A 19,844-nucleotide genomic window follows, 5' to 3' on the forward strand; every position below is an offset into this window, starting at 1 on the left:
CGATCAAGTTAGCAGGTGATAATGAACAGCCTACAAAAAACCCAGCTCGGCCCCTACAGCAACTACGACCTGCTCAGGGTTTACACATTTTATCGCGCCGTGCTCGGCACCGTGTTGCTGGCCATGTTCCAGATCAACGTTGCCCCTTCCATACTGGGAGACGACAACCCGGCCCTGTTTTTCTATACGTCGCTGATCTACACCGGATTAAACATTTTTACCGTGGTACTGCTCTGGCGCGCGCGCTTTCAGCCAAGCCAGGAGCAGTTGTTTGCGGTTCTGCTGATCGACGTCATTGCCCTGACGCTGCTCATGCATGCCAGTGGGGGCGCGCTCAGCGGCATGGGCTATCTGTTACTGGCCGCCACCGCGGCGGGCGGCATCTTGCTGACTGGCCGACTGGCTGTAGCCCTGGCGGCCGTGGCCAGTATTGCGGTTATCGCCGAAAGCCTGTCGCGCCTGATGCTGGTAGGCGTGGACAACCAGACCCTGTTTGCCGCGGGCTCACTCGGGGCGCTGATTTTTATCACCGCCATCGCCTTCCAGTACCTGAACCGGCGGCTGCGCACCACCCACGCCGAAGCTCAAGCCCAAGCCCGCCAGGCGGCACATCTGCAGCGCCTGGCGCAACAGGTGGTCGAGGAAATGCGCACCGGGCTGATCGCCATCAACGAGCACGGCGAGATCGAACTGATCAATCGTGCCGCCTGTCAGCTGCTCGGACTTGAAGGGCATACCCCGCCCGCTGATATCGAAGCGCTACCAGCCGTAGCGGATGCGCTGAAGCAGTGGCAAGCGTCCCAGGAACCCACCGCCCTGCTCTACCTGGACGGCGCCCCCAGCGCCGAGATCAAGCTCAGCTTCACAGCTCTTGAAGCACGTGAAGCGACAGGGACTCTGGCATTTGTTGAAGACAACCGGGAAATCACTCAACAAGCTCAGCGCCTTAAACTCGCCTCACTCGGGCGCCTCACTGCCAGCATTGCCCACGAGATCCGCAACCCGCTGGGCGCCATTAGCCACGCCAGCCAACTCCTGGGCGAGTCCGATAGCCTGGACACAGCCGACCGGCGGCTACTGACAATCATCGATAACCACAGTACCCGGGTAAACCATATCATCGAGAACGTGATGCAACTCTCCCGTCGACGTACTGCTCAACCGGCTCAGATCGATCTGAGCCAGTGGCTGGTAAAGTTCAAGGAAGACTACCAGAATGCCTGTGCGGCGGAACCCCTGCGGATCGCGGTCAACACCCCCGGCGAGCCGCTGCTGGCAAAATTCGACCCCAGCCAGCTCTACCAAGTGATGAGCAACCTGTGTGACAACGCTCTGCGTTACGGTGCCGATGCCCAAGGCCGCGTGCACATCGCGCTCATGGGTCGCTTCGACGTTCAGCGCCAGCGCCCCTCGATTGACGTCCTCGACGCGGGCCCCGGCATCGAGGCGGAGAAAGCCCGGCATATTTTCGAACCCTTTTTCACCACCGGCAACACGGGGTCGGGACTGGGGCTGTATATCTGCAAGGAACTTTGCGAAGCCAATCGCGCTTCTATAGACTACCAACGCAACCCACGCGGCGGCAGCCGCTTTCGCATTCTGCTGGCAACAACGGAAAACCAAAGGCACAGGTAAAGCGGCATGAGCACAGCACGCGCACTGGTTATCGACGACGAACCGGATATTCTCGAACTGCTGGAGATCACCCTTGGACGCATGGGGATCGCCACAGACCAGGCAGGCGATGTGCAGCAAGCCAAAGCGCTGCTAGCGGAGAACAACTACCAACTGTGCCTTACCGACATGCGCTTACCCGACGGCAACGGTTTGGAGGTCGTGCACTACATTCAGCACCAGTGCCCGCAAACACCGGTGGCCGTAATCACTGCACACGGCTGTATTGACACCGCCATTGAGTCAATGAAAGCAGGCGCTTTTGATTTCATCTCAAAACCGGTGGATTTGGCGACCCTGCGCAAAATCGTTACCACCGCAATTGAATCCAGCCAACTCAGCGCAGAAGAAGCGAGCGACAACCCGCTGATTATCGGCAATGCACCGGCGATTGAATCCCTTAACCAAAGCATCCGTAAACTGGCGCGCTCCCAGGCACCGGTGTATATCAGCGGCGAATCCGGCTCGGGCAAAGAGCTGGTGGCACGCTCCATTCACCAGTTTGGCCCTCGAGCGCACAAACCTTTTGTGGCGGTCAACTGCGGTGCGATTCCGCGCGAGCTGATGGAAAGCGAATTTTTTGGCCACAAAAAAGGCAGCTTTACCGGCGCTCATCAGGACAAGGCCGGGTTGTTTCAGCAGGCTGAGGGCGGCACACTGTTTTTTGACGAAGTGGCCGACCTGCCGCTGGATATGCAGGTCAAACTACTGCGCGCTATACAGGAAAAAGCGATACGTCCGATTGGGGCCCAGGAAGAAATCCGGACCGATGTGCGAGTGCTGTGTGCGACCCACAAGGCCCTGGAGAAGGAAGTCGACGCGGGACGTTTCCGGCAGGACCTGTTTTACCGGCTCAACGTGATTCAGATCAACGTCCCGCCTCTGCGTGACCGTCAGGACGACATTCCAATGCTTGCGCGGCACTTGCTTGAGCGTCTGGCCTCGGGCATCAATGTGCCGAGCCCCACCCTGTCAACACGTGCACTTGAGGTGCTGGCTCAATACCATTTTCCGGGCAATGTGCGAGAGCTGGAAAACATTCTGGAGCGGGCTTTTACGCTGTGCGACAGTCAGGAAATTGATGAGGCAGATTTGCACATCAACACCCGCCAGATGACGCCGCTGCAACCCTCAGAGCCTGCGAGCCAGAGTGCCGAGCACTGGCGCAACTACGCCTCACTCGACGACTACCTGGCTGACATTGAGCGCGATATCCTGTGCAAAACGCTGGATCAGACCCAGTGGAACAAAACCATGGCAGCCAAAGAGCTGGGCATCAGCTTTCGTTCCCTGCGCTACCGATTGCAAAAGCTGGGGCTCGATCAGGAGTAGTGTTTACCAGCAATCATCCGGCGCCGTTCCCGTGGCGCCACGGGTGCCCCGATGATCGAGGGTCAACGTGGTGCAGGCACTGTCGTTGGCCTGCATGGTGCCCGCTACCGGCGTTGCCGTCAGGGTATACGTTGTCGCCGTAAGCGTGGTCGCCGCGATGCTGTACAGGCCTTCGCGCGAGGTCAGGGTATCCCCACCGGAAATGCTATCTGCCACACCACAACTCGCACTGTTATAGGCGCTGTGTGCCGTGAAGCAGCGCTGCAGGCGCTGCGCCACATCATTCAACTCCGCCTTGGCATCCGCCCGATTACTGCGCATGACCGAGTTCATATAAGAGGGATAGGCGATCCCGGCAATAATACCGACGATCACCACCACAATCATCACCTCAATCAGCGTAAAGCCGCCATGTTTTGTTTTTTTACGAATGAGCATTGTTACCTCGCTTCTATATATGGAGCCTGTTAGCGCAGTTGACGCCAGGATTGTCGGCCCACCGCACCGGCGGGCATGGAGCCTTCCTGCACCGTGATGTCGCCGCTAATATCACTCAGGGGCAGGTAGCCGGATTCGCCACCGCGGATCAACGGAGGAAGGCCCATGACGGCATAATCAAGCGCCAGACCGTCGGCACCGAGAATACTGTGGCCAACATAGCGATCCCCTACCGCAATCAACTCCATCAGCCAACCAGAGCCACCATAGGAGCAGGGGTCGTCGTTGGTGATCAATGTGGGGAATATCAGCCGGTCGTACATCAACAAGGGACGACTCACGACCCGCTCGCCGGTCGGGACGGTCGTATCCGGTCCAATAAGGTCGAGGAACCAGCCACTTTTATTCTCCCACCAAGTATCATCATCGTTTTTGTCCACTTGTCGGGTCAAACGATCCAGGTCACCGTCCATCGATGGCAAGGGGTCGCCCTCATAGATAATGGATTTCTCCATCAACTGCGTACGTGCGGTAATACGATTGCCTGTATCCGCCAGCGCATAGAAGCTATGTATAACGTTACCCGGGGCGTTATCCGCGTCGGTCAAGTAACTGCCGGTGCCAAAGTACACCATTACCGCGTTGTTTTTCTGCGCGTTGACACCCAAAGTAGGTGACGCGGTGATCGGCTGACGGCGATTATTGCGATCGATTGCCGTGAACATGGGTAGTGGGTTCTGGCCCTGACTGTAGGCCGCCCCCCAGTTGCCTGTATTGCTGTGGGTAAAGCTGAACTTCCACAGGTTGCCGTGATAATCGCCCGCATAAGCATGGGTTACCTCGCCAACCCCATTTACCATCAACGCAGGGCCCGCCATACCGTTGGGGTCTGCATCGCTGCCATTTGTGCTCGACCCGTAGGTGCGCACCGTCGCACCGCCATTATCCACCTTCACCATCATCAATTTAGCTTGATGGTCGACCGAATTGTAGCCATTGCCAAAAAAGATATACCAACCATCCGACGTCGGCGCAACCAATGACTGACCGATAACTTGGCCCACGTCAGCATGAGTGGTCGGCGTGATCTCAAAAAGCACATCGTTCGCACTGAAGTTCTCGGGGTCGGTGACATCCAGCACAAACAGCCCCCGGCCGCCCGCACCCAAAGCACCCACCAACAGCGTTCGCCACTGATCATCAATATAGGCATCGCCTACAAAGATTTGCCCATCGACACTGTATTGGTGCGGATTGGAGGGCGCACCGTAGTTCGGCAGACTCATATTGTACAACTGTTCATAGACCGTCGAAGGTACATAGGCAAATAGCTCTTCGCCCGTTTGAGCGTCAAAAGCATGCAGCATGCCGCCGTTGGAGTTGACGAACACTACCTCCGGTCGTCCCTGCTTGGTGTCAACAAAGTCCCGGTACTCGGGGCCACCCAGATCCTCATCAAGACCGTAGAAACGGAAGCTGTTGGTACCGGAAAAAGCCGGATCGGAATTGATGATATCCCCTAAAATACCGGAGCGTTCGCGCATCCCGGGCACGGCTTGGCCGCGTGCCCAATTCAGACGGGCCTCTGCAAGAATGAGGTTATCCTCGCCACCCGCCAACAGAGTGCGCTGCTGGTCATTCAGGTTCTGTACCTGAAACTCAACCCCGCTGTCGCCATCATGGGTAAAGATACGACGGACATTGTGATTGATCGGCTGAAAGGTGTCACGAGTGCTCCATTTCACATCCCCCAGAGAACCGTCTTCGCGCAGCTCGATCGCCTGCAGCTCACCGGTCCAGTCAGAACTGTCAAACAACGCTTGATAGATTACGGTGTCTGTGCCCAGGCGTGTAGAGTTGGTGGCTACTGCCGAGGCAGAGCCCACCTCGTCCGCAACCTGGCGCAGCGCGTCATCAAGGTCCCTTTGGAGCTGCCGGGGCTCGGTAGCAAAAAAGTAGGTTTCAGGTTCACTCTCTGCAATATCGCTTTCTTCCATCGCATCATCAGAGAAACCTCCCCATTTGGCGGCATAATACAACGGCGACTGCAATTGATTTGCCAGCGAATCGCCAACAATGTACGTATTTGTGGTCTCGGTGTTGCCAACCGTACAATTGTTACATCCATTAATTACAGCACCGACCGGCGCGGTCGCAGCCGGCCGCGTAAAATTATTGATCCCAGAGTGGACTTGAAAGCCATCTGAGGTGGTACCGCTTATGACGTATCCAAAGCCTAATGGACGGCCCGACGACTGCTGCATCACGTTAGTCGTGACTTCTACCCTACCAGGTACTACTTCATACTCCAGAACGCCCCACATGTCAGAATCGTGGTCGCCACCCTGCTCAGCGGCCTCCCAATTGATATAGACTTTCCCGGAATTGACCAAAGCGCCCCGATTTTCTTCAATAATTCTAAAATCGACAATTGCGCAGTTCCCCTCTCTAACGCCACCAGACGTCTGCAGGTTCTGACACGCAGGCAGAATACTGATCGTCCGGCCTGCAGAGCCTGGCACAGGCACTGTAAGCGTGGGAGTCGCGGAGGACAAAGCCACCCCGTAGGTCCTGACGGTTTGCTCACCCTGACGATCTGTCCGAATGCTGTTGGTCCTCGCATAGTACGCCAAGCCGGCAATATTGTAGGTCCCCTCAAGTCTCGGCGCGTCCGGGCATATACCATGCACATCTCCCAGGTTTGAAATTAGTTTGGGGGTACACAATTGATCGTCCTGTGTGCCTGAGGAGCCCACAAAAAATTGATTGCCGTGAATAGACTCAGCACTTCCGATCCGGTTCACCCAGCCGCGGACGTCGGTCAACCCCAGATCGCCTACGCCACTGACATCGTCATCGAACGAACTTTTTGATGCATTGAACTGAATAACACTCAAAGGGGCGCAAAAATTTGCCGTACTGATTGGATCATTCCAGTCGGCGGTCACCAAGCCGGGAATATAATCGCTATCGTCTGTAACAAAGCCGGAGTTAGGGGCCTTTCCCGCCAAATATCTTAACGACTCAAGATATATCTCTGACTGGGGGTTACCCCAGTTGCTACAATCCCCATCATCAAACCCCGTGAGCCCGAACGGGCAGTTGTCGGAGGCAGTTCCACCACTGTATTCACCTGAGTTGTAATTGTACCCAAAGATCCTTAACCGATTGAGCGTATCGACGATACCGCCGGATTCTGGCGAAGCTTTAAAGCGGCCATCGGTTTCAGAATAGATCTCATCTTGCAGGTCGCCGATATTTTTTCTTAAAACACCACCACTCTTATTTCGACCGTAGGACCCGGTCATAAGACCAAACAGAATTCGGCCTCGCTCGCCGTACTCTTGCAGAAGCCCGGAGGGCTTAGTATTTCCGCTGGGGTAGGAGCGACAGTCTTCCTCTTCCAATCCGGGCACGCAGGCCTTGACCCGCACAATATAATCACCCTCGCCCAAGCTATCTTCACTGCGCTGCGGGCTATCTGAATAGGCATAAATACCTGTAATATCAGGGTCATTATCATTTACACCTTGCCCAGCGCTAGTCATATCTTCGCGCCAACGGCATTGCCAGCGCTCATTGCTATTCCAGAGGGAGAAGTTTCCCTCTGCTACTCGGAGCAACGGAGGATTGGTCACATTCTGGGAGAAGCCACTCCCCTCTGTTGTATTACAGATAGTAATCCCCGTTTCCTTGGTTTCAGTCAGTCCTGACGTAACGCTGCCAAACGGCGTAAGACGACCGATATCTGTACCGTTGTAGTACTTCGAAAAAGAATGAGCGTCATGCGGAATAAATGCCCTTTCCAACACCGTCTCTGTTGCCGTGTCCACATGGCGCAATCCGCCATACAGTATCTTCCGCACAGCATCCATGCGAGTCATCGTTGCCCAATTAAGAAAATTACCACTCCACTCATTCGCCGCTGTCCCATGATTACAGTAGCCATCTTCATCGACCACGCGCGACGGCACAAAACGATTACTCGTATGGGTGTAACACTTCCCGGAATCAAAGTATCCATAGTAATCGTAATCGTGCACATAGGTCGTATCGGGGCGTCCATCACCCGTCAGATCCGAGTAATCATCGTAGGCCTTAAAATACAGTTGGTGATCATTGGACATGTTGAGCATCACCAGCGGGCGGACTGGTTGAGCCAGAAACAGCGGTGACTGGGACAGCTCCAGAGCCAATACCGGCATCGCCGCTGCGGCGTAGAGCCCCACCACCGTGAGCGCCTTTAGCGCATTACTGTATATCTTCGTTGAGATCATGGCTTTACACTCTCACGGGTTAACGTTTGAACATCGTTTGCAAAATGACTTCGGTACTGGGGTTGGCGCCTACACCGCGCGCGGTAATGCGATAGTGAACCGCTTCTTCATAGGTCAGCAGGCTCTCAAAATCCACCGCGCTGCCATCCGTACCCGCTACACGGGTAGCGGTAATCTCTTCAACCACGTAGCGCGGGGTCTGGCTAACACCGTCGATTTCCAGCGCCGAGGAAAGGGATTGATTACCCCAGGAAAATTGACTCCAGGCCGCTGCTCGATTAATCGGCTCGTCAGCGTCCAGAAATCCGGTTACCGAGCCATCAAAAGCCGGCATGGTGGCGCGCGCCGCCAGATCCCGCTCAGCCACACGCAGGGCGGCCTCCGCCGCCTGAAAGGCAAGGTTGCGATCGCGCATATTCCCAGCCATCATTTCCTGCATGCTGGACCCGCGAATGGCGGCCAGACCAATAGTGGTCATCAATAGCACCATAATCAGTCCGACTATCAGCACGGCACCACGTTGGGAAGATCTCTGTCCAGATTTCATAACTGCTGCACCTTTTGGTGATCGTTCTTGAAAAATCACTGCAAGCGGTTACGCACCGCGATAGTATTGATAAACACATGGCGCAACCGACGATCGGTTGGAGTCACATCGGCACCATCAAAAACATAGGGTTGCGGCTCTTCCAGCACGCCGTCAGTTTCACTGCGCACCAGTAGCTCAATGCGTACGGCTCCCACCCGGCTCCAGTCACTCACCACATTGTGGCGCCGATAAGTATCGGGCACGCCATTACCGCTGGTGTCCTCGCCATAGCGCAGGCGCATGGTTTCGACGCCTTCAACAAGTTCAAAACTGTCACCAAACTGGCGCTTCCACAGGCTGGTTTGCCCAGGATTTACTGTGCTCGGCGCGACGTAGTAGGTGCTGGTCACCATCTTGACGATCTCCGCGCCCGAACCAAACTCCATAGGCAGCTGCGGGCTCATATTGCGCGGGCCACTGGGGAAGTTCGCATTGGAGTGAACGACATTGATAGGATTATTCGAGGCAATATTGGCGATGCGGAAAATCGCAGCCTGTGAACAATCCGACAGCATCACCACATCACCCTCACAAATGTCCTGACCGGTGATACACTCGTTATTCGACGCACCAGGAACATCAAAATTGGCATTGTTAGGGACCTTATTGATAATACTGACGCTATCCTCACCGGAGGAGCGAATGACAAGAATATCTGACCCGGCGACAGGTGTAACGCCCGCACCCAACGGATGAGTTTCCGTCCCTCCCGCCGAGAAACCTTCAATTTCATTGCCGAAACCAAAATCGTAGTTGTAATCGGTCGACGCCTCAAGATTACTCACGGGCTCCACATTCTGGGAGCAGCCGCGATAACCCGCCATACGAATATCCTGAGCCATAAATTCAATGGCCATACGCCCAGTTTCCTGAACCCGGGAAACTGCCTGTTGCGTTTCGAAAGTCACCCGACTGCCGAGGAACAACTGGACCACACCGGTCATCAAAACCAGGCCCACGGCGATGGAGATCATCAGTTCGATCAGCGATAAACCTTTTTGCCGAAACATAACGCCTGCCTTAGAGTTGAGTGGTATAGGAGAAATCGGTGAGGTCATCATCACCGGCGCTGTCCTGTTCGCTCCAGCGAATACTGACGGTGCACAGACGGTTGGTACAGGTGATGGCGCCCTCCCCGCCCGGCAATGTCCGCTCGATCACGGCCAGCCACTCGCCCACGTCCGTGGCCGCCAGCGAGGTACCGGCAGGCTCATCGCCAAAATCAAGGCCGCTGTAGGCATTGAGGTTGCCCTGATTGATGCGCATCCGGTCGAGGATGTCATACGCCAGAATATTGGCCTGGGAGCGCAGATAGGCACTGTGGTTGTATTGCAGTGAACGGGTCTGCAGGGCCGCGATAGTCAGCAGCGATACCGCCAAAATCAGTACGGTGACCAGCACCTCGATCAAACCGACGCCGCCCTGGCGCTTACGTGAATGCTTCACAGGTGTTCCTCCTAACAATCAGCGCGCGAGCGGTTGACGGCTCCGCCCTGGCGAATATCAATACGGTGCGCGCGGTCGCTCGCACAATTGGCAATGCTGGTTTGCAGGCGGGCATTGCCCGTGCGCGCCAGGGTGCCCGTGCGGGTATAGCGAATAAAGCTTCGATCGGTACCCGCCGGCTGCTCCACGGTGATGGCGGCATTGAGCCCGGGCCCCTCCCAATGGCGCAACACCGCATCTATGTTGGCGACCACCGGCGCATTGGCGGTATCGGTGGTCGCGGTGTCAACCACAACAATCCACCCGTCAACCCAGTCGCCGGTACAGCTGGTACCGTTGTCACTGGCGCACAGACTCACCCGTTGACCCCGGCGCACCGCTTCACTGCGGGCGTAGTTCACCGCAGACAACAGATCCTCTGCCAGGGCCACCGAGCGGTTGCTCTGAATCAGGCTGTTAAACCCCGGAATCGCGAAGCCCGCAACGATGGCGAGCACGGCGAGGGTGACGATCAGCTCTATCAGGGTGAATCCCCGTTCTTTACGCATAAGCTTTGGCACCTTGTTCATTGTTATCGCAGCGTACCGTTACTGAGTTTTTTGTTTCGTGAGGCAGTTCACATCTTTATGCGCCAGAGCCAAACAGCGGGTCTGGACGGACACGCAGGCGCAATTTAGTATTTTTGACACTACCACAAGGACGTCCGTCAGGCAGGCCGGTGGCGACCATCGGCGCGCAAGACGGGATAAACGGTTATCAAGGAGGATAGCTATGCGCCAGCGCGGCATCACACTCTATGAACTTGTCATTTCTCTGGCCGTCCTGGCCATCCTGATGGGTGCCGGTTTACCGGCCATGACCCAACAACTGCACAATACCCAGTCCCGAGCAGCCGCCTTCGAACTTCGCCAGGCACTGCAGCAAGCCCGCACGCTGGCCGTGAGTCGGAACCAGCGGGTAACGCTGCGTGCGCAGGAGGACTGGCATCAGGGTTGGCTGTTGTTTGTCGATACAGCGAATTCGGGTAAACCCGACGATAGCGATGAATGGGTGAGCCGCACGGACGCGTTGAGCGGCGTGGTCATACGGGGCAACCACTGGGTCGAGGACTATGTGTCCTTTATCGGCACCGGCGAGGCGAGGCGCGCCCACGGCGGGGGCGGCGGCATGCTGCAAATGGGTACGTTCGAGATTTGCCCCAGCGCCGGCGGTGAGGGCTATCGCCTGGTGCTCGCCCGGGGTGGGCGCGTGCGCATGCAGCGCATCGGGGGTGAGGACTGCGCCCCGGCTTAGGAGCTACGCAAGGCTTTGGGCAGCGTAAAGCGGATATTTTCCGGAATACCGGGCAATTCGGCGGGCAAGTCAGCCCCCAGAGCCTGGAGATGCGCGACCACCTGTTCGACCAATATTTCCGGCGCAGACGCTCCCGCGGTGATACCGATAGAGGTTTTGCCGCGCAGCCAGTTGACGTCGATACACCCGGGGTTGTCGATCAGGTAGGCTTCGGTGCCACAGCGCTCAGCCAGCTCACACAGGCGATTGGAGTTGGAGCTGTTGTGGGATCCGACCACCAGCACCAGATCGCACTCCAGGGCCAGCTGACGCACAGCGTCCTGGCGGTTGGTGGTGGCGTAGCAGATATCGTCCTTGCGTGGCCCTTCGATACCCGGGAAACGCTGGCGCAATGCATCGATGACCTTGGCGGTGTCATCCATCGACAAGGTGGTCTGGGTAACGTAAGCCAACCGACCGGGGTCACGTACCGCGAGGCGGGCAACGTCAGCTTCGTCCTCGACCAGATAGATACTGCCCCCGTTGCGACTGTCGTACTGGCCCATGGTGCCCTCCACTTCCGGGTGACCCTCGTGACCGATCAGCACACACTCGCGCCCTTCGCGACTGTAACGAATGACCTCGATATGGACTTTGGTGACCAGTGGGCAGGTAGCATCGAACACTTGCAGCTGGCGACGCTCGGCCTCGTCGCGCACGGCCTGCGAAACACCGTGAGCACTGAAAATCACGATTACATCGTCAGGCACTTCGTCGAGCTCGTCGACAAAGACGGCGCCGCGCTCGCGCAAGGCATCCACCACGAATTTGTTATGCACCACCTCATGGCGCACATAGATGGGTGCGCCGAACACGTCCAGCGCCCGATTGACGATATCGATGGCGCGATCGACGCCGGCGCAAAAGCCGCGGGGATTGGCGAGTTTGATGTGCATAGTGGGTCACCCTATTGGGTCGTGCATTGGAAAATTTGAATCAATGTACCTGAGCGGGTTCAATCTTGAGAATCGCAACGTCAAACACTATATCGTGCCCGGCGAGAGGGTGGTTGAAATCCACCAGCACCACCTCGTCATCAAACTCTCTGATCACACCGGGCAGCTCGGTTTTTTGGGCATCGGCAAAGGACAGCATCAAGCCCTCACTCAATTCAATGTCCGGACCAAAATCATCCCGCGGGATTTCCTGAATATTACTCGGGTTGTGCTGACCAAAGCCATCTTCCGGCTTGATCAGCAGCTCCTTGCGGTCGCCCTCGCGTAAGCCAAAGAGCGCTTTCTCGAAACCCGGCAACAGATTGCCGTCGCCGACGGTAAAAGTCGCGGGCTCGGTCTCAAAATTGGAGTCCACCACCTCACCGTCTTTCAACTGAAGTGAAAAATGCAGGGTCACAGTCGTGCCCGGACCGACGATCAAATCACGCATGGCGCGCAGACTCCTTGGTCATCAACATATCGATAATCAACAGACCGGCGCCCACGGTGATCGCCGAATCGGCGATATTGAACGCAGGCCAGTAGTAATCCTGGTAGTGCACCACGATAAAGTCTACGACATAACCGTGCACCACGCGATCCCACAGGTTACCCACGGCGCCGCCGAGAATCAGGCTCAACCCCAGGGACTCACGCCAGCGCCACTGAGGCACCCGGGATATCCAGACCACCAGGACAATACTGACCACAAAGGCAATGACGGTGAAAAACCACCGCTGCCAGCCCCCGGCTTCACTCAAAAAACTGAACGCCGCGCCCGGATTGTGCAACAGGGTAAAATTAAAGAACGGGGTAAACACCACCGGCTCGCCATAATCAAGCGCCGCCGAGGCCCAGTACTTGGTCAGCAGGTCCACGGCGACGACAACGGCGGCAATCAGATACCAGTGCCACGCGGCTTTCACATCCGGAATTTTCATCATCGTCTGACTATTCCTATTAGGCAAACTGGCGAATTTCGCCAGCGCCATCAATATTGTCGACACAGCGCCCGCAGATTCCCTCGTGGCCCGCATGGGTGCCAACATCGGGACGCAAGTGCCAGCAGCGTTCGCATTTTTTGTGGGCAGACTTACGCACCACGAGCTTGAGCCCTTCAAGATCAGTGCTTTCCGCGTCACCGGCGTCAGCCATGGGCTCGACCTGCGCACTGGAGGTAATCAGTACAAAGCGCAGTTCGTCACCCAGCGTCTGCAGTTGGGCCTTCAGCGCCTCATCACAATAGAGCGTCACCTCAGCGGTGAGCGAGCCACCAATGTCACCGGTGTTGCGCTTATCTTCCAACACTTTGTTGACGGCATTTTTAACCTCAACCACCAGCCCCCAGAAGTCGGGGTCAACCGCGCAGGCATCCAGAGCTGGCAGTTGGTACCATTCGGCAATAAACACATTGGCCTCGCGCTTACCCGGAATCAGCGGCCACATTTCGTCAGCGGTAAAGCTCAAAATGGGCGCGATCCAGCGGGAGAACGCCTCGATCACATGGTAGAGCGCGGTCTGCGCTGAGCGCCGGGGCAGGCTGTCCGCTTTGGTGGTGTACTGGCGATCCTTGATAATATCCAGGTAGAAGCCGCCCAGTTCCAGGACACAGAAATTGTGTACTTTCTGGTAAATCGAATGGAACTGGTAGTTATCGTAAGCGCTGATAATTTCCTGCTGCAGGCGCGCGGCGCGCTGTACGATCCAGCGGTCAAGCTGAACCATCTGGTCAGTGCTGACCGCGTCGGTCTCCGGGTTGAATCCGTTCAGGTTGGAAAGCATAAAGCGCGCCGTGTTGCGGATGCGCCGATAGGAGTCGGCGGTACGCTTGAGAATTTCGTCGGAAACGCTCATCTCGCCGCTGAAGTCGGTAGCTGCCACCCACAGGCGCAGCACATCCGCACCCAGGTCATTCATCACTTTTTGCGGCGGGATCACATTGCCCAGGGACTTGGACATTTTGTGACCCTTGGCGTCGACCGTAAAGCCGTGGGTGAGCACGGTCTTGTAGGGCGGTTCGCCGCTGATGGCAACGGCGGTTTTCAGGGACGACTGGAACCAGCCCCGATGCTGGTCCGACCCCTCAAGGTACAGATCCGCCGGGTAGCGTAATCCCTGGCGCTGTTGCAGCACCGCATAGTGGGTCACGCCCGAGTCAAACCAGACGTCGAGGGTATCGGTGACTTTGTCGTAGTCTTTCGACTCCTCGCCCAGCAAGTCATCGGCGCTCAAGTCGAACCAGGCATCAATACCGGCTTTTTCGACCCGCTGGGCCACCTCTTCGATCAATTCGTCAGTGCGCGGGTGCAGTTCACCCGTCTCTTTGTGAACAAACAGGGTGATAGGCACGCCCCAGGTTCGTTGACGCGAAATACACCAGTCGGGCGAGCTTTCGAGCATGCTGTCGATGCGCGCACGGCCCCAGTCGGGCACCCACTGGACCTTGTCCACGGCCGCCGATACCTGACCGCGCAGGTCTTTTTTCTCCATGCTCACGAACCACTGGGGCGTGGCACGGAAGATCAGCGGCGTCTTGGTGCGCCAGCAGTGCGGAAAACTGTGGGTGATTTTACTCTGGGCCAGCAGCGCACCCTGCTCCTCGAGCAACGCCACCACTTTGTCATCCACCTTGTAAACGTGCTCGCCCGCAAACAACTCGACGTGATCGCGGTACACGCCGTTATCGTCGATATAGTTGAGGGTGCCGATGCCGTACTGCTGGCCCACCACAAAGTCATCCATACCGTGATCCGGTGCGGTGTGCACACAGCCGGTACCCGCCTCAGTGGTCACGTGATCGCCGAGAATCACCGGCACCTGGCGGTCGTAAAAGGGGTGCTGGACGTCAAGCTTTTCCAGGGCCGCGCCTTTGCAGCGCCCAACAACGGAAAAACTGTCGATACCGGCGCGCGCCATGACGTTTTCCGCCAGGGCTTCAGCCACCAGCAAACGCTGACCGTCGGCCTGCAACCAGACATAATCCAGCTCCGGATGAACACTTACAGCCTGGTTGGCTGGCAGGGTCCAGGGGGTGGTGGTCCAGATCACCAGAGCCAATGCACCCTCGCCCCCAGGATTACCGAGGGCCTTGGCGGCGGCAGCCTGATCGGCAAAGGCAAACTTTACATCAATGGAGTAGGACACCTTGTCCTGGTACTCCACTTCCGCTTCCGCCAGGGCCGAGCCGCCCACCACACTCCAGTACACCGGCTTAAAGCCTTTGTGCAGATGACCGTTGCGCGCGATTTCACCCAGGGCCCGAATGATATCGGCCTCAAAAGCGTAGTCCATGGTCAGGTAGGGATTGTCCCAGTCGCCCAGCACCCCCAAACGAATAAAATCCTTTGTCTGCCCTTCGACTTGACGCGCGGCATACTCACGGCACTTCTGCCTGAAGGCTTTAGCATCGAGCTTGGTGCCTGCCTTGCCGTGCTTCTTCTCGACGTTATGCTCAATGGGCAGACCGTGGCAGTCCCAGCCGGGCACGTAGGGCGCATCAAAACCACTCAAGGTTTTACTCTTGACAATGATGTCCTTGAGAATTTTGTTGACCGAGTGACCAATATGAATGTCGCCGTTGGCATAGGGTGGGCCGTCGTGCAGGATAAAACGCTCGCGCCCGGCACGGGCGGTGCGAATTTGTTCGTACAATTTGTTGGCGTACCACTGCTCGAGCATTTTGGGCTCGCGCTGAGCCAAATTGGCGCGCATCGCAAATTCGGTGTGAGGCAAATTCAGGGTGGCTTTGTAGTCGGTCATAGTCAACGGCTTCGCCTAGTGATCACGGTTTAAAGTCAGGTTGTTAGGTTCGCTTGTTCGAAATACCGGCGCGCCTCGGCAATATCCCGATGCAACTGCGCCTGCAAGTCCGCCACAGAGGCGAAACGCTGCTCGGCGCGCTGCTTGCGGTGAAATACCACGGTCATTCGCTGGCCGTATAAATGTTCATCAACATCCAGGAGGTGCACCTCCAACAGGGGCTTGGTTCCGCCCTGGACGGTCGGGCGCACGCCCACATTGGCCACGCCGGGCAGCGATCGCCCGTCCTCCAGCGTAGCGCTGACCGCATACACCCCGTGCAGTGGTGAGCGGTGGCGCCGCAGCTGGATGTTGGCGGTGGGTACACCCAACTGGCGCCCCAGACGCTGTCCATGGCCCACGCGGCCACTGATACTGTAGGGCCGTCCGAGGAGCTGCGCGGCCAGGTCAAAGTCGGCCGCCTCAAGCGCCTCGCGAATACGGGTGCTGCTAATGCGCTCACCCGCATAGGCCAGCGTAAAGGTGTCGGTCACGCTGAAACCGTGCTCGGCACCGGCCGCCTTGAGCAAAGCAAAATCCCCGCGCCGGTCGCAGCCGAAACGAAAATCATCGCCCACCACCAAGTGACGGACCCCCAGCCCCTCGACCAACACCTGATCGATAAAGGCCTGGGCCGATAGGCTGCGCAACTTGGCGTTGAACTGCAGGCAGAACACCCGGTCAACGCCCGCCGCAAACAGCGCCTGGATTTTTTCGCGCAGGCGCATCAGCCGCGCCGGCGCCTGCTCCCGACCGAAAAATTCGTGCGGCTGGGGCTCAAAAATCATCACCACCGAAGGCTGTTGGTGCTCCCGGGCCGCCTCAGTGAGCTGGCGCAGAATCGCCTGGTGCCCCAAGTGCACACCATCGAAAGACCCAATAGTGGCGACGCAGCCCCGGTGTGCGGGCCGCAAGTTGTGTAAACCACGAATAAACGCTGGTGCCGACAAATCCACAGAGCTGCGCGCAGGCCTCGACGGGTGAATGTGAACAAAGGCGCGAGTATACCGGTTAAAGCGGTGCTATCGCCAGCGCTGGGGCCGGTTAACGGGGGGATTAAGCGATCGATGGAACGGGCGCGAATCAGCCCTGCGGGACAATCTCATCGCCAGCGCGAATCAGGCAGCAGGGGCCGTGATCCCGGCGAAAACTGTGACTGCAACCACTGATGGTCACACTCACGTTGGTGTGCAGGCTGCGTTTGACTTCCACAGCCGGCGGTTTATCGGACTCAGCGGCCCAGGCACCGGTGACTTCCACCCGGGTGGCCACATCGGCGTTGCTGCCCAGGGTGTTGACGGCTATAGAGTGACCGGCACACGTGCGCCCGCCCAGGATGCTGCCCCGGCCTCCCTGCTGCCCCACCAAGACCCGCTCACCGGCATTCAGGTGGCTCTGCATCACGTATTCGCGAATCTCGATTGTGCCCCCGGCCACCAGCTCTGTCTGGTTAACGAACTTGGCACTGATATCACCCCCCGCTTCAATGCGCGTCCGTAACACCAGTTCTTTGTGCTTATCGTGGCCTTTGTCCTCGCCCATAATACCGCCAAGCACGCGAATACTGCCTCCGGCGCTCACCTGCGCCTTCTCAATGGCACCGCGCACAAGGATATCGCCAGTCGCCTTGACGCTGTAATCACTGGGGATATCGCCGGCGATTTCTACCGAGCCGTCAAAATCGATATTGCCGGTACTCAGGTCCACCTTGCGCACTCGGAGCACCGGATCGACACGCACCCCCTGCCCGACCTGCACCGGATGGCCCTTGATGGCGGCACACAACAGTTCCGGGTCCTTATCATCAAAGTAAGTACCCTCAAGGCCGCTGTCATAGTTGCGCGTATGCCCTGGCTCGGGCTCAATCAGTTTGCCCGTGACGGTATGCCCCGGGCTTCCGGACGTCGGCGGGTGGCGGCGCATCAACGCCGTCCCTTCGTCCACCACCACAAAATCCTGCAGCTCGTGCATATCGACCTTACCCAGGTCGTCCTCACGCGGGCGCAGGTCGCCGTCCAGGTCGACCAGCAGCTCAAACCGGCTGTCCTCACCCGGCTCGGGCATACGCGCACGGGCCACACGCAAGGTGACCGGCTCGGCCGCCTGGGCCGCTTTGCTCAGTGCTTTCATGGAAATACAATCGGGGACAATAGAGCGGGCTTCAAGCTCCTCGAGCCAGGTTTCTACGGACGGCACAGCACCGCCGCCCCGCGCTGGTTCCAGCTGCAGGTAGAGGGCCAGCTCGTCATCCGGCAGCCGCCATTGCCAACGGGCATCCTGCGCAGGCGTATCGGATGGCGACGGATTATCAAGGCTTTTATCGTCGCTCATGGCCTCAGCATAGCACATGTTGAAAAAAGCGCCAGATTACATCTGGTGGCGAAAATCCCTGAATCGCGCCCCTAACAGCCACAGGCTACCCAAATAGATCAGGGCACCCACCAAACATACGCCCCCAAGCACGAAACCGCGCTGGAGACCGCGCCAGGCGACCCAGTCATTCCACAGCACCAGACACACGATCAGGCTAAACACCATGGCGACATTCGCCAACAGGTAACGCAAAGCCAACTTGCGCCCCCCGGGCTGCCAATGGAAGCCGCGCCGACGCAAGCCGCGGTAGAGCAAGCCCGCGTTAATAAAGGCCGACGCTGAGGTTGCCAACGCCAAGCCCACATGACCGATATTGAAGTAATAGTACAAAGGCACCACAAATAACAGGTTGAGCACCATATTGGCGGCCATGGCGATAATGCCGATACGCACCGGGGTCTTCATATCCTGGCGGGCAAAATAACCCGGCGCTAACACCTTGATCAGCATAAAGGCCAGCAACCCCACCGCGTAGGCTTGCAGGCTCAGGGTCGACATCTGGATATCGCGCAGCCCGGTCTCCCCATAGTGGAATAATGTCAGCAAAATCGGTTGCGCCAACAGCAGTAGCGCCAGAGTAGCCGGAAGGGCTATCAGAAAAATCAGGCGCAGTGCCCAATCGAGGGTGCGGTTAAAAGCCTCTTCGCTCTGGGCCGTGTGCTGACGCGACAGACTGGGCATGATCACCGTAGCGATAGCGACCCCGAACACCCCCAGCGGCAACTCCACCAAACGATCCGAGTAGTAGAGCCAGGAGACACTGCCGGTAGGCAGGAAAGACGCCAGAACGGTGTCGAACATCAGGTTGATCTGGCTCACGGAGACGCCGAACAACGCCGGCGCCATCAGCCACAAAATGCGCTTGACCCCCGGATCGCGCCAATCCACCACCGGACGCGGCAAAAGATGAATCCGGCGCAAAAAGGGTAACTGAAACAGCAACTGGCAGACCCCGGCAACCAATACGCCCCAAGCCAGGGCCAGAGCCGGCGGATCAAACCAGGGCGCCGCCACCAACGCGGCGGTAATGAGCGCGACATTGAGCAATACCGGGGTAAAAGCCGGGATGGCGAAGCGGTCGTAACTGTTGAGAATGGCACCGGCAAAACCGCTGAGTGAGATCAACAGGAGGTAGGGAAAGGTTATCCGGATCATATCGCTGGTAAGCGCATAGCGATCCGGATCATCAAGCCAAAAGCCCGGCGCGAACAGCGCCGCCACCACCGGCGCCCCGGCGACCGCGAGCACGGTAAACAGAATCAGCACCGATCCCAGGCAACCCGCCACCCGGTCCACCAACGCCTGCACTGCCGCCAGCGAGCCGCGCTCGCGATATTCGGACAACACCGGCACAAAGGCCTGGGCAAAGGCACCCTCCGCAAACAGACGGCGGAAGAAATTGGGGATTTTGAAGGCCACAAAGAAGGCATCGGCGCCCGAACCCGCACCGATCACCCGCGCAAAGACCATATCCCGAAGCAGCCCCAGCACGCGCGAGAACATTGTCATCGCGCTGACGAGGGTGCCCGAACGCAGCAACCCGGGTGGCGCTGGCGGTTGGGGTGACGGTTGTTGCGGCGCGGGGCCGGGCTGATTGGACACAGGCTATCCTGTCACTGAATCACGGGTGCGGGCATTATCGCCAGTCTG

16 protein-coding genes are annotated in these 19,844 nt (G+C 57.8%); 3 read left to right on the top strand and 13 right to left on the bottom strand.

What is annotated here, in order from left to right:
* The first annotated feature begins 21 nt into the window (after positions 1-21).
* Both DKW72_RS15610 and DKW72_RS15615 read left to right on the top strand, forming a co-directional pair.
* Positions 22-1,635: a sensor histidine kinase gene (locus DKW72_RS15610; protein ID WP_111643327.1), complete on the top strand. Its 1,614-nt coding sequence runs from the start codon at positions 22-24 to the stop codon at positions 1,633-1,635.
* A 6-nt stretch (positions 1,636-1,641) separates the two neighbouring features.
* Positions 1,642-3,006 (top strand): sigma-54-dependent transcriptional regulator, encoded by a 1,365-nt coding sequence (locus DKW72_RS15615; RefSeq protein ID WP_111643328.1) that lies wholly within the window; start codon positions 1,642-1,644, stop codon positions 3,004-3,006.
* Positions 3,007-3,009: 3 nt separating this feature from the next.
* Here DKW72_RS15615 and DKW72_RS15620 read toward each other — a convergent pair whose 3' ends face one another.
* From DKW72_RS15620 to DKW72_RS15645, 6 genes are read right to left on the bottom strand one after another with little or no spacing between them, the layout of a single operon-like run.
* Positions 3,010-3,444, bottom strand: coding sequence for a type IV pilin protein (locus DKW72_RS15620; RefSeq protein ID WP_111643329.1), 435 nt, complete (start codon positions 3,442-3,444; stop codon positions 3,010-3,012).
* A 29-nt stretch (positions 3,445-3,473) separates the two neighbouring features.
* On the bottom strand, positions 3,474-7,721 hold the full coding sequence (locus DKW72_RS15625) for a pilus assembly protein (protein WP_111643330.1): 4,248 nt from the start codon (positions 7,719-7,721) through the stop codon (positions 3,474-3,476).
* Positions 7,722-7,740: 19 nt separating this feature from the next.
* A complete protein-coding gene (locus DKW72_RS15630; RefSeq protein WP_111643331.1) occupies positions 7,741-8,268 on the bottom strand; it encodes a pilus assembly PilX family protein in 528 nt (175 codons plus the stop codon).
* A gap of 35 nt (positions 8,269-8,303) precedes the next feature.
* Positions 8,304-9,320, bottom strand: a complete 1,017-nt coding sequence (locus DKW72_RS15635) for a PilW family protein (RefSeq protein WP_198411400.1) — start codon at positions 9,318-9,320, stop codon at positions 8,304-8,306.
* A gap of 10 nt (positions 9,321-9,330) precedes the next feature.
* The gene (gene pilV, locus DKW72_RS15640) at positions 9,331-9,756 is read right to left on the bottom strand and encodes a type IV pilus modification protein PilV (RefSeq protein WP_198411396.1); all 426 of its coding nucleotides are present in this window, start codon (positions 9,754-9,756) and stop codon (positions 9,331-9,333) included.
* Positions 9,757-9,767: 11 nt separating this feature from the next.
* Positions 9,768-10,304: a GspH/FimT family pseudopilin gene (locus tag DKW72_RS15645; protein WP_198411398.1), complete on the bottom strand. Its 537-nt coding sequence runs from the start codon at positions 10,302-10,304 to the stop codon at positions 9,768-9,770.
* A gap of 223 nt (positions 10,305-10,527) precedes the next feature.
* On the opposite strand from DKW72_RS15645, the gene DKW72_RS15650 reads away from it, so the two are divergent.
* The gene (locus DKW72_RS15650) at positions 10,528-11,049 is read left to right on the top strand and encodes a GspH/FimT family pseudopilin (RefSeq protein ID WP_111643392.1); all 522 of its coding nucleotides are present in this window, start codon (positions 10,528-10,530) and stop codon (positions 11,047-11,049) included.
* Here the strand turns inward: DKW72_RS15650 and ispH are convergent.
* The 7 genes from ispH to murJ all read right to left on the bottom strand — a co-directional run bounded on the left by ispH (position 11,046) and on the right by murJ (position 19,796).
* Entirely contained in the window at positions 11,046-11,984 is a 939-nt protein-coding gene (gene ispH, locus DKW72_RS15655) for a 4-hydroxy-3-methylbut-2-enyl diphosphate reductase (RefSeq protein ID WP_111643335.1), read from the bottom strand. The genes DKW72_RS15650 and ispH overlap by 4 nt on opposite strands.
* 40 nt (positions 11,985-12,024) lie before the next feature.
* Complete coding sequence (locus DKW72_RS15660) at positions 12,025-12,474, bottom strand: FKBP-type peptidyl-prolyl cis-trans isomerase (RefSeq protein ID WP_111643336.1); 450 nt, start codon at positions 12,472-12,474, stop codon at positions 12,025-12,027.
* Positions 12,467-12,964: a signal peptidase II gene (gene lspA, locus DKW72_RS15665; protein ID WP_408631119.1), complete on the bottom strand. Its 498-nt coding sequence runs from the start codon at positions 12,962-12,964 to the stop codon at positions 12,467-12,469. Before lspA ends, DKW72_RS15660 begins: the two co-directional genes overlap by 8 nt.
* 19 nt (positions 12,965-12,983) lie before the next feature.
* A complete protein-coding gene (ileS, locus tag DKW72_RS15670) occupies positions 12,984-15,782 on the bottom strand; it encodes an isoleucine--tRNA ligase (protein WP_111643338.1) in 2,799 nt (932 codons plus the stop codon).
* A gap of 35 nt (positions 15,783-15,817) precedes the next feature.
* The gene (ribF, locus tag DKW72_RS15675) at positions 15,818-16,771 is read right to left on the bottom strand and encodes a bifunctional riboflavin kinase/FAD synthetase (protein WP_111643393.1); all 954 of its coding nucleotides are present in this window, start codon (positions 16,769-16,771) and stop codon (positions 15,818-15,820) included.
* Between the two features lie 133 nt (positions 16,772-16,904).
* Positions 16,905-18,152, bottom strand: coding sequence for a DUF342 domain-containing protein (locus DKW72_RS15680; protein WP_157960516.1), 1,248 nt, complete (start codon positions 18,150-18,152; stop codon positions 16,905-16,907).
* A gap of 36 nt (positions 18,153-18,188) precedes the next feature.
* A complete protein-coding gene (murJ, locus tag DKW72_RS15685; RefSeq protein ID WP_269777903.1) occupies positions 18,189-19,796 on the bottom strand; it encodes a murein biosynthesis integral membrane protein MurJ in 1,608 nt (535 codons plus the stop codon).
* Positions 19,797-19,844: the final 48 nt, after the last annotated feature.

Source organism: Marinimicrobium alkaliphilum (assembly GCF_003259155.1).
In the GTDB taxonomy this organism is placed as follows: Bacteria; Pseudomonadota; Gammaproteobacteria; order Pseudomonadales; family Cellvibrionaceae; genus Marinimicrobium_A; species Marinimicrobium_A alkaliphilum.